Here is a 12,111-nt window from a genome sequence, read left to right on the forward strand (position 1 = left end):
GCGGTCAGGCCGTTGGAGGCGCCGTCCTGGTTGACGGCGCTGCCGCGGACGACGGCGAGCACGGGGTGGCCGTGGCGTTGTGCGTCGCTGAGCCGTTCGAGCAGGATCATGGTGGCGCCCTCGGCCCAGCCGGTGCCGTCGGCGTGGGCGGAGAAGGCCTTGCACCGGCCGTCAGGGGCCAGACCGCGCTGGCGGGAGAAGTCGACGAAGGCCGCCGGGGAGGCCATCAGCGCGACCCCGCCGGCCAGCGCCAGATCGGTCTCCCCGCTGCGCAGCGCCTGGGCGGCGAAGTGCACCGCGACCAGCGACGACGAGCAGGCCGTGTCGATCGTGACCGACGGGCCCTCGAAACCGAACGTGTAGGAGATCCGGCCGGTGGCGATCGCCCCGGCATTGCCGTTGCCGAGATGCCCTTCCAGCTCCGCCGGCACCGCGTGGACGCGCTGCAGATAGTCGTGGTACATCACGCCGGCGTAGACGCCGGTGTTGGAGCCGCGCAGGCTGGTCGGGTCGATGCCGGCGCGTTCGATCGACTCCCAGGCGGTCTCCAGCAGCAGCCGCTGCTGCGGGTCGGTGGCCAGTGCCTCGCGGGGGGTGATGCCGAAGAACTCGGCGTCGAAGTCGGCGGCGTCGTGCAGGAACCCGCCGTGGCGGGTGTAGGACTTGCCGTACGCGTCCGGGTCCGGGTCGTACAGGTCGGCGAGGTCCCAGCCGCGGTCGGTGGGGAAGGTGGAGATGGCGTCCGTGCCGGCGGCGACCAGCTCCCACAGCTGCTCGGGGGTGCGCACGCCACCCGGCAGCCGGCAGGCCATCCCCACGATCACGATCGGGTCCTCGTCCGGCCCGGGGGCTGCGGGCCGTCGGGTCCGGCCGGGCGCGGTGTCGGCGCGGTCGTCGTCGGCACCGTTGGACGTGCCGGCCGTGCGGGTCTGGACCGTGAGAGAGCTGGTCAGGAAGGTGGCGAGCGCGCCGGGGTTGGGATGGTCGAAGGTGAGCGTGGCCGGCAACCGCAGGCCACTGGCCACGCTCAGCCGGTTGCGCAGCTCGATGGCGGTCAGCGAGTCCAGCCCGATGGAGCTGAACGCCCGGTCCTCGGCGAGGGCGTCGTCCGTGGCGTGCCCGAGCACCGCGGCGAGCTCCGCGCGCACCAGGGTGAGCACCGCGGCGTACCGCTCGTCCGGGGTGAGCCCGGCGAGCTGGCCGGCGAACGTCGACCCGGCCGGGGTCGAGGCGCCACCCACCGTGCTCGCCGTGCGCCGCGTCGATCGGACGAGGCCGCGCAGCAGCGCGGGAACGCCATGGCGAGCCGCGCGGACCCGCACCGCGGCCAGATCCAGGGACGCCGGGACGAGGACGGCGTCGGTGTGGGCGGCGGCGTCGTCGAACAGGGCCAGGCCCTGCTCGGTGGACAGCGCCCGGATGCCCACCCGGGCCAGCCGGACCCGGTCGGTGTCGTCGAGGGTGGCGGTCAGGGTGCTGGTGTCGTCCCACAGGCCCCAGGCGAGGCTGGTGGCGGGCAGTCCCTGGGTGTGGCGGTGGTGGGCGAGGGCGTCGAGGAAGGTGTTGGCGGTGGCGTAGTTGGCCTGTCCGGCGTTGCCGGTGAGGCCGGCGACGGAGCTGTAGAGGATGAAGGCGCGCACGGTGCTGAGGTGTCGGGTGGCCTGGTGCAGGTGCCAGGCGCCGTCGACCTTCGGGGTGAGGACCGCGGTGAGCCGGTCGGGGGTGAGGCTTGTCAGCGGGGCGTCGTCGGTGGTGCCGGCGGCGTGGATGACGGCGGTGAGCGGATGCGCGGTCCGTACGCCGGCGAGCAGGGTGGCCAGGGCGTCCGGGTCGGTGAGGTCGGTGGCGGAGATCGTGACGTCGGCGCCGAGGGTTTCCAGCTCGGCGCGCAGGGCGCCTGCGGCGGGGTGGTCCGAGCCCTGCCGGCTGGTGAGCAGCAGGTGGCGGGCCCGGTGCCGGGTGACCAGATGCCGGGCGAGGTGGCGGGCGAGGGTGCCCAGGCCGCCGGTGATGAGGATGGTGCCGTCCGGGTCGAGATCCCAGCCGCTGGTGCCGGCCGCGTCGGTGGTGTCCACCGCGTCGGTGGCGCCGGCCGGCGCTGTGGCGGGGACGGCGGGGGTCAGGCGCGGGACATGGACGACGCCGCGGCGGACGGCGAGCTGGGGCTCGTCGGTGGTGCGGGCGGTGGCGAGCAGCTCGGGCAGGGCCCGGGCGGAGTCCGGCTCGTCGTCGGTGTCCAGCAGCAGGAGGCGTCCGGGATGCTCGGTCTGAGCGGAGCGCACCAGGCCCCAGACACCGGCGGTGGCCAGGTCGACGTCCTCGCCGGCCACGCTGACCGCGTGTGTGGTGACGACGGCGAGGACCGCGTCGGCGAACCGGGCGTCGGTGAGCCACCGCTGGACCAGCTCGAGGATGGCGGCGGCGACGGCCCGCGCCCGCCGCGGCAGCTCACGGGGGTCGTCCGGCCACGGCGCCGTACCAGTCGTACCAGTCACGTCGGCCGCTGGCGTGACGAGCACGAGGCTCGGGGTGGCGCCACCGGCGTCGATGCGGGCCGCGAGGTCGGCGAGGTCGGCGGCGACGTCCAGGTCACGTCCGATGCTGCGCAGCGCCGCGGCGATCGTGGTGCCACGGTCACCCGCGGTCGTGTCCGCGGCCAACAGCGTCCAGAGGTCCGCGTCTGATGTCGGGCGGCCGTCGGTGGCGGGCCCGCCCGATCCGTGGGCCGCTGCCGTCGCCCGCTGCGGCCAGGTGACGGCGAACAACGCGTCGGGGCTGGCGCTGCCGGCCGCCCGGATCTGCTCGGCGCTCACCGGGCGCAGGGCCAGCTCGGCGACGGACACCACCGGCGCACCGGTGGCATCGAACCCGTCCAGGGTAATCCGCTGCGGTCCGGTCGCGTCCGACCCGGTGACGCGCAGGCGGACCCGCAGCGCGTCGGCTCCGGTGGCGTGCAGGCGCACCCCCCGCCAGGCGAACGGCAGCCGCGCGGTCGTGGGGCCGTCGTTCGGCGTCGACCGGTCGTCGTCGGCGAGGCCGGTCAGGTGCAGTGCCGCGTCGAGCAGGGCGGGATGCAGACCGAAGGCGCCGGCCAGTTGCGCGGCGTCGGCGGGCAGGGCGACCTCGGCGAACAGGTCCTCGCCACGCCGCCAGGCGGCCCGCAGACCGTGGAAGACCGGTCCGTAGGTGATTCCGGTGGCGGCGAAGGCGTCATAGAGGGCGTCGGTGGCCAGCGGCCGGGCGCCCGCGGGCGGCCATGCCTCCCCCGTCCATCCCTCGGCCGTCCGGTCCGCCACGGCCGGGACGGCCAGCGGTTCGGTGCCGGGGCCGGCCAGCACCCCGTGGGCATGGCGGGTCCAGTCCGCCTCCCCGGTGGCATCCGCCGGCCGGGAGTACACGCCGACGGGACGCCGTCCGCCGTCGACGGCAGCACCGACGCGGACCTGGACCGCCGCGCCACCCCGCTCGGGCAGGACCAGCGGCGTCTCGATGACCAGTTCCTCGAGGGTCTCGGCGCCGGTGTCGTCGCCGGCCCGCACGGCCAGCTCCACCAGGGCCGTCCCGGGTACGACCACCGAGCCGAACACGACATGGTCGGCCAGCCACGGGTGGGTGTGCAGGGAGATCAGCCCGGTCGACACCGCGCCGTCCGCATCGGCCAGGTGCACCGTCGCCGCGAGCAGCGGATGGCCCGCCGGGCGCAGCCCCAGCCCGCTGACGTCGCCCGCGGGCGCCGTGGACGAACCGTGCAGCCAGAACCGCTGGCGAACGAACGCGTAGGTGGGCAGGTCGACGTGCCCACCCACGCGGGCCGCGAAGGTGGCGTCGGGGTCGAACCGGGCGCCGCGCACATACGCCTGGGCCAGCGAGGTGTGGAAGGCGGTGAGCCCACCGTCGTCGCGCCGCAGCGTCTCCACCACGGCGACCGGCTCGGCGAGCTCGGCGGTGTCCTCGACGGTCTCGGTCACCGACGTGGTGAGGATCGGATGCGGGCTGATCTCGATGAACAGGTCGTGGCCGGCGTCGAGCAGGGCGCGCACCGCCGGTTCGAACCGGACGGGCTGGCGCAGGTTGGCGTACCAGTGGTCGGCGGTGAGCGCGCCCGGGTCGATCCAGTCGGCGGTGACGGTCGACAGGATCGGGATGTCCGTCGCCAGCGGGGTGATCTCACCCAGAGCGGCCAGCAGCTCGCCGCGGACCGCCTCGACGTGCGGGGTGTGCGAGGCGTAGCTCACCGGCAGCAGGCGGGTGGTGATCCCCTCGGCGCGCAGGTCCGCGACGAACGTCTCGAGATCCGCCTGGTCGCCGGCAATGGTGGTGCTCGTCGGGCTGTTGCGCACGGCGATGTGCACCCCGCTCGCGCCGCCCTGGAACCGGGCCAGCCGGGCGTCGGTCTCCTGCGCGGACAACCGCACCGACACCATCGCGCCCGGTGTCGGGATGGTGGTCAGGGCGCGGCTGCGCAGGGCGACGATGCGGGCGGCGTCGTCGAGGGTGAGGGCGCCGGCGATGTGGGCGGCGGCGATTTCGCCCTGGCTGTGGCCGACGACGGCCTTCGGCGTGATGCCGTGGTGGATCCACAGCCGGGCGAGGGCGACGAGGACGGCGAACAGGGTGGGTTGGACGACGTCGACCCGGTCGAGCGACGGTGCGTCGGGTTGTTCGTGCAGGACGTCGAGCAGGTTCCAGTCGACGTGCGGGGCGAGGGCGGTGGCGACGGCGTTCACGTGTTCGGCGAAGACGGGGCTGGTTTCGAGCAGCTCGCGGGCCATGGCCGGCCACTGGCTGCCCTGGCCGGGGAAGACGAACACGGTGGTCGCGCTGGTGTCGGCGACGCCACGCACCACCCGCACCCCGGCCGGCAGCTCACCCTCGACGGGAGCACCGCCGGCCGGTGCCGTGCCGGTCGCGGTACTGCCAGCCGCAGCACCGTGGGCCAGCGCGGTCAGCCCGGCCCGCAAGCCCGCCACGTCCGCGGCGACGACCACCGCCCGGTGATCCAGCGCGGCGCGGTGGCTGGCGAGCGCATGGCCGACGTCGCCCACGTCGAGCCCGGGGTGGGCCTCGGTGAAGGCCGCGAGCCGGGCCGCCTGCTCACCCAGTGCCTCGGCGGTGCGCGCCGACACCACCCACGGCAGCGCCGACGGCCCGACCGGCTCGACCGTACTGGCCTGATCGACCGTGCTGGCGGGCTCGACGGTGCCGGCCTGGTGAGCGGTGTCGGCCTGGTCGACGGCGCTGGGCGTGCCGGTGGCCGCGGCCTCGTCGGAGACGGGGGTCGGTTCGGCGGGGGCGAGGGCATCGGCCTGTTCGAGGATGAGGTGGGCGTTGGTGCCGCTGATACCGAAGGCGGAGACGGCGCCGCGGCGCGGCTGGTCGTCGGCGGGGAGCCAGGGGGTGGGCTCGCTCAGCAGGGCGACGGCGCCGGCGGTCCAGTCGACGTGCGGGCTGGGGGCATCCACGTGCAGCGTCTTCGGCAGCTGGCCGTGGGCCATCGCGCCGATCAGCGTGATGATGCCGGCCACGCCGGCGGCGGCCTGGGTGTGGCCGATGTTGGACTTGACCGAACCCAGCAGCAGCGGACGCTCGGCGGGGCGCTGCTGGCCGTAGGTGGCGAGCAGGGCCTGGGCCTCGATGGGGTCACCCAGGGTGGTGCCGGTGCCGTGTGCCTGCACGGCGTCGATGTCGGCGGCGGTGAGGTCGGCCGCGGCCAGGGCGGCGCGGATGACCCGCTGCTGGGACGGGCCGTTCGGGGCGGTGAGCTGGCTGGACAGGCCGTCCGAGTTCACCGCGCTGCCCCGCACGACGGCGAGGACCCGGTGGCCGCGACGGCGGGCGTCGGAGAGTCGTTCCAGCACCAGCAGGCCGGCGCCCTCACCCCAGGCGGTGCCGTCGGCGGCGGCGGCGAACGGCTTGCAGCGGCCGTCGGCGGCCAGGCCGCGCTGGCGGGAGAACTCGACGAACATGCCCGGCGAGGACATCACGGTGACGCCGCCGGCCAGCGCCAGGTCGCATTCGCCGCCGCGCAGCGCCTGGCTGGCCAGGTGGATCGCGACCAGCGACGACGAGCAGGCGGTGTCGACGGTGACCGCCGGCCCCTCCAGCCCGAGGGTGTACGCGACCCGCCCGGAGGCGACGGAGGTGGTGCTGCCGGTCAGCACGTAGCCGTCCACCCGGTCGGGGGTGGTGTGGTGCAGCCGGGGGGTGTACTCCTGCGCGATCACCCCGGCGAAGACCCCGGTGGCGCTGCCCCGCAGCGAGGTCGGGTCGATGCCGGCCCGTTCCAGCGCCTCCCACGCCGTCTCCAGCAGCAGGCGCTGCTGCGGGTCGATGGCGAGGGCCTCCCGGGGGGAGATCCCGAAGAACTCGGCGTCGAAGGTGTCGGCGTCGTGCAGGAAGCCGCCCTCACGGGCGTAGGTGTGGCCCGGGCTGTCCGGGTCGGAGTCGTAGAGGCCGTCGACGTCCCAGCCGCGGTTCGTCGGGAAGCCGCTGATGGCGTCCCGCTCGCCGGCGACGAGGTCCCACAGGTCCTCGGGTGAGCTCACCCCGCCCGGGTAGCGGCAGCCGATGCCGACGATCGCGATCGGTTCCCGCCGGGCCGCTTCGTCCTCGCGTCGGGCCGCCTCGCTGTCGCGCAGCCGGGCCCGGGTCTGGTGCAGGTCCGCGGCGACCCGGTTGAGGTAGTCACGAAGCTTCTGTTCGTTCGCCATGGCTCAGCCTTCTCGGGACGCGGGAGCAGGAGCGGAAGCGGGACGGACGGGACGGGACCTGCCAGCCGGTGGGGAGCTGCCCGGGCGGCTCATGCCAGCCCCAGTTCGCGGTCCAGGAGCTCGAAGAACTCGTCGTCGTCGGCATCGGAGATCTGCTCGTGGAACGCGGTGCTGTCGTCGGCTGCGGCTGCGGCTGCGGACTCGGTCGGGACGGTCGGGGTCTCGCCGACCACCGGTGCCTGTGCCATGGGTGAGGCCGTCGGGGCCGCAACGTCCGGTTCCGGTGCCGGGGGGAACAACGTGTCCCGCAGGTGGGTGGCGAGGAGCGCCGGCGTCGGATGGTCGAACAGCAGCGTCGTGGGCAGGTGCACCCCGGTCTGCCGGTTCAGCCGGTTGCGCAGCTCGATCGCGCTCAGCGAGTCGAACGCGGACTCCAGGAAGCCGCGGTCCGGGCGGATCGCCGCGGGCGAGGCATGCCCGAGGATCTCGGCGGCGGTGGTCCGGACCAGGGTGAGCAGACCGCGGTACTGCTCCTGCGCCGGCCGGTCACGCAGCCGCTCGACGACCCCGACCGCCTGGTCCGCCGGCGCCGCCGGGCCGGTCGTGGCCGTGGCGCCGATGCCGGATGCGCCGCCCTGACCGGTTCCCGCCGAACCCCGGGGGGCGCTGCGGCGAAGGCCGTCCCACACGGGGTTCGGCGAGCCTGCCGTCGCGCCGGCGGCGGGCGGGTTCAGCCGGGCCGGGACGAGCAGTGCCTCGGCGCCGGCGGCTGGTGCGTCGCCGCTGGTAACGGTCAGGGCCTGGTCGAACAGGGCGAGGCCGTCGGCGTTGGACATCGGGGCGATGCCGGCCCGTGCCATCCGGGCCTGGTCGGTTGCCGTCAGCTGCCCGGCGAGTCCGCCCGCCTCGGCCCAGTGCCCCCAGGCCAGCGAGACGGCGGGCCGGCCGGCGGCGCGCCGGTGGTGGGCGAGGGCGTCGAGGAACGTGTTGGCGGCGGTGTAGTTGGCCTGGCCGGCGGTGCCGAGCAGGCCGGTCACCGAGGAGAACAGAACGAACGCGGCCAGGTCCAGGTCGGCGGTCGCCTGGTGCAGCAGCCACGCGCCGTCCACCTTCGGCGCCAGCACCGTGTGCAGCGCGTCCGGCTCGAGAGAGGTGACCACCGTGTCGGCAAGCACGCCGCCGGTGTGCACGACCGCGGTCAGCGGGTGCTGTTCGGGCACCGCCGCGAGCAGCCGGCGCACGTCGTCCGGGTTGCTGACGTCGGCGGCGACGACCGTGACGGCTGCCCCCGCCTCGGTCAGCTGGGCGTGCAGCGCGTCGGCGCCCGGCGCGTCCGGGCCGCGCCGGCTGGCCAGCAGCAGGTGTCGGATCCCGTGCCGGGTGACCAGCCGGTGGGCGGTGAGCGCACCGAGCGCACCCGTCGCGCCGGTGACCAGCACGGTGCCCGCCGGGTCGAGCGGCGCGGGCAGTGTCAGCACGAGCTTGCCGGTGTGCCGGGCGAGGCTCAGCTGGCGCAGCGCCGTACCGGCGTGGCGGATGTCCCAGCTCGCCGTCGGCAGCGGCCGCAGCGCGCCGCTGGCGAACAGTCCGGCGAGGTCGGCCAGCATCGCCGCGATCCGCTCCGCGGCCACGTCGAACAGGTCGAACGACTGGTAGGTGCGTCCGGGATGGTCGGCGGCGACGGTGGCCGGGTCCCGCGGGTCGGTCTTGCCCATCTCGACGAAGCGCCCGCCGGGGGCCAGCAGCCGCAGCGAGGCGTCGGTGAACTCGCCGGCCAGCGCGTTGAGCACGACGTCGACGCCGCGTCCGCCGGTGGTGGTGCGTACGGCGTCGGCGAAGGTGAGCTCCCGGGAGGAGGAGATGTGCGCGTCGTCGAGCCCACCGGCGCGCAGGACCGGCCACTTCGCCGGGCTCGCCGTCCCGAACACCTCGGCGCCGCGTGCCCGGGCGAGCTGGACGGCGGCCTGGCCGACCCCGCCGGTGGCCGCGTGGATCAGCACGGCCTCATCGGCGCCCAGCCCCGCGAGCCCCACCAGACCGTGGTAGGCCGTCAGGAACGCCACCGGCGTGCCCGCGGCCTGGCTGAACGACCAGCCGGGCGGAACCGCCGTGAGCAGCCGGCGGTCGGTCACCGCCAGTGGTCCGAGGGTGCCCTGGACCAGGCCCATCACCCGGTCGCCGGGGGCCAGATCGTGCACCTCGGCGCCGACCTCGACCACCACTCCGGCGCCCTCCGCGCCGATGCGCGCCCCGCCCGGGTACATGCCCAGACCGATCAGCACGTCGCGGAAGTTCAGACCGGCCGCGCGCAGCGCCACCCGGACCTCGAGCGGTTCCAGCGGCCGGTGCGCAGCCGGCTCGGGCAGCAGCGCCAGGTCGTCCAGCGAACCGGCGGTGGTGACGTCGAGGCGCCAGGCGTCCACCCCGTCCGGCGGCACCAGGACGGACGAGTCGCGCACCGGGGCGAGCAGCGGCCGACAGATCTCCCCGTCGCGGACCACGAGCTCGCTGTGCTCCGCCTCGGGCGCGCCCAGCAGGGCGAGTGCGCGTGCGACGGCCGGCGCCGAGGCCGCCCGGCCATCGACGTCGAGTAGTGCCACCCGGCCGGGATGCTCGGCGCGGGCGCTGCGGGCCAGCCCCCACACCCCCGCCGCGGCCAGGTCCCGGACGTCCTCCCCGGGCCCGGTCGCGATCGCCTGCTCGGTCATGATGACCAGCCGGGACGCGGCGAACCGCTGGTCGGTCAGCCAGTCGCGCAGCACCTGCAGCGCGGTCGCGACCGTTGCATGCGCGGCCCCCACCACCGCCGGCAGCGCCGACGTGCCTCCGGCGGCCGCGTCGCCAGGCAGTGCGTCGCCGGGCAGCGTGGTGCCGGGCAGCGTGGTGCCGGACAGCCGGTGGACGACGATCCGGGGTGCCGGGGCGCCGGCGTCCACCGCCACCCGTAGGGCGTCCAGATCGGCGACATCCGTGGCGTCGAGCTCGGCGTGCACGGTCGCGTCCGCGCCCGGGACGCCGTCGGTGCCGGGATCGGCCGCGGTGCCGGCCACAGGGTCGGTGCCGGCCTCGGTGTCGGTGTCGAGGAGCGGCCAGTCGAGTCGGAACAGGCTGTCCGCGGCCGGATCGGTCGTCCCGGCGGCCCGGCGGCCCGCTTCGAGCAGTGTCTGGGCGGCCACCGGGCGCAGGGTCAGGGCGCCGACCGTGGCGAGCGGCGTGCCGGCCAGGTCGGCCAGGTCGAGGGTGACCGTGTCCGCCCCGGTCGGGGAGATCAGGACCCGCAGCCCGGTGGCACCGGCGGCGGCTGCGTGCACCTCGCGCCAGGCGAACGGCAGCCGGATCCGGCCCTCGGTCGGCTCGGCGGCGGGCAGCAGCCCGACGACCGCGTGCAGCGCCGCGTCGAACAGCGCCGGATGGACGACGAACCGGCCGGCCTCGTCACCCGCGGCCGCGGGCAGTTCCACCTCGGCGAGGATCTGCTCGCCGACCCGCCAGGCCGCCCGCAGTCCGCGGAAGGCCGGCCCGTACTGGTAGCCGTCCGCGGCCAGTTGTGGGTACAACCCGGTCAGATCGACGGGCACCGCGCCCGACGGCGGCCATACGCCGTCCACGCCGGTGTCGTCCGCGGCAGTGGGAACGTCCGCGTCAGTGGGAACTTCGGCGGCCGCGGGGAGGTCGGTGGCCGCGGTGCGCAGGGAGCCCGTGGCATGCCGCTGCCACGGCGGGGATGTCGCCGCCTGGTCGGCGTCGGCCGGCCGCGAGTAGAGGGTCACCGTGCGGCGCGCACCGTCCTCGGCCGGTTGCGCCGGCCCGACCAGCACCTGCAGCTCGACGGCGGCTTCGCCGGCCAGCACCAGCGGGGCGACGAGTGCGAGCTCTTCGACCCGGCCGGCGTCGACCTGCCGGCCGGCGGCCAGGGCCAGGTCGACGAATGCGGTACCCGGGAGCAGGACCACGTCCCCCACCGCATGGTCGACCAGCCACGGCAGCGCGGACGTGGCCAGGCGTCCGGTGAGCACCAGCCCGCCGTCGGCCAGCTCCACGGTCTCGGTCAGCAGCGGATGGTCGGCGGGCCGGCCGCCGCTCGCCCGGGCAGCACCGCCGGTGGACGGGCGGGGCGCGACCAGCCAGTGGCGCTCGCGCTGGAACGGGTAGGTGGGCAGCGCGGTCGGCGTGACCGGATGGCCCCCGAAGGCCGCCGTCCAGTCCACCGCCGCCACGGCGCCCTCGACGTGCAGGCGGGCCAGCGCGGCGGTGACCGACCGGGTCTCCGGGCGGTTCGCGCGCAGCAGCGCGACCACCGTCGCAGCGGGCCCGGCGGCGGCATCGCCGGCCGAACCGGTTGGGGTCTGCTCGGCCAGGGTCTGCTCGGCCAGGGCGGCGAGCACCGCGTCCGGGCCGAGCTCGACGAAGGTGCGCACGCCTTGGTCGGCGAGGGTGCGCACGCCGTCACCGAAGCGGACGGTGCCCCGCAGGTGCCGCACCCAGTAGTCGGGATCGGTCAGGTCGGCGTCGGTCGCGATCCGGCCGGTGACGTTCGAGACGATCGGGATCGTCGGTGGGTGCAGCGTGAGCGTGCCCAGCACCGCCCGGTACTCGTCGAGGACCGGGTCCAGGTGCGCGCTGTGGAAGGCGTGGCTGACCCGCAGCCGCCGGGCCCGGTGTCCGTCCTGCCGCCAGCGGCGGGACAGCTCGTCGACGGCGTCGGCGTCGCCGGAGATCACCACCGAGTGCGGGCCGTTGACCGCGGCGAGATCCACCGCTGGCCGGCCGTCGCCAGCCGCCTCGCCGTCGCCGGCAGCGTCGGTCCGGGCATCGGCGAGCAGGGCGAGGATCTCGGCCTCGGTGCCGTCCAGCGCCGCCATCGCGCCGATCGCGGGGACCGCCTGCATCAGCCGTCCACGGGCGGCCACCAGGGCGGCCGCGTCGGGCAGCGACAGCACACCGGCCAGGTGGGCGGCAGTCAGCTCACCCACCGAGTGCCCGATGAACCGGTCGGCGCGCAGGCCGAACGACTCCGCCAGCCGGAACAGCGCCACCTCGAGGGCGAACAGCGCCGGCTGGGTGTAGGCGGTCGCGTCGAGGTCGGCGGCGGCGGCCGAACCCGGCTCGGCGAACAGCAGCTCCCGCACCGACCGGCCGAGCGCTGCGTCCAGGTGCTCGGCGACCTCGTCGAGGGCGGCGGCGAACGCCCCGAAGCCGCGGTACAGCTCGCGTCCGGCGCCGGGCCGCTGGCTGCCCTGGCCGGTGAACAGGAACGCCACTCGTCCCGGCGCCGCGGCGGCGACACCGGTGACGACGTGCCCGGCCGCCTCACCCGCGGCGATCGCCCGCAGCCCGCCGAGATGCTGGTCGGGGTCGGCGCCCAGCACGACCGCCCGGTGCGCCAGCACCGCGCGGGTGG

2 protein-coding genes are annotated in these 12,111 nt (G+C 75.8%); both read right to left on the minus strand.

Annotated elements, in window-relative coordinates; all coding sequences use genetic code 11:
• A partial coding sequence (locus tag ND747_RS27545; protein WP_285901251.1) for a type I polyketide synthase occupies positions 1-6,710 on the minus strand: 6,710 nt, incomplete at its 3' end.
• A gap of 89 nt (positions 6,711-6,799) precedes the next feature.
• Complete coding sequence (locus ND747_RS27550; protein WP_251737181.1) at positions 6,800-12,079, minus strand: SDR family NAD(P)-dependent oxidoreductase; 5,280 nt, start codon at positions 12,077-12,079, stop codon at positions 6,800-6,802.
• Positions 12,080-12,111: the final 32 nt, after the last annotated feature.

Origin of the sequence: Frankia sp. R82 (assembly GCF_023716925.1) — a bacterium.
Lineage (GTDB): Bacteria > Actinomycetota > Actinomycetes > Frankiales > Frankiaceae > Frankia.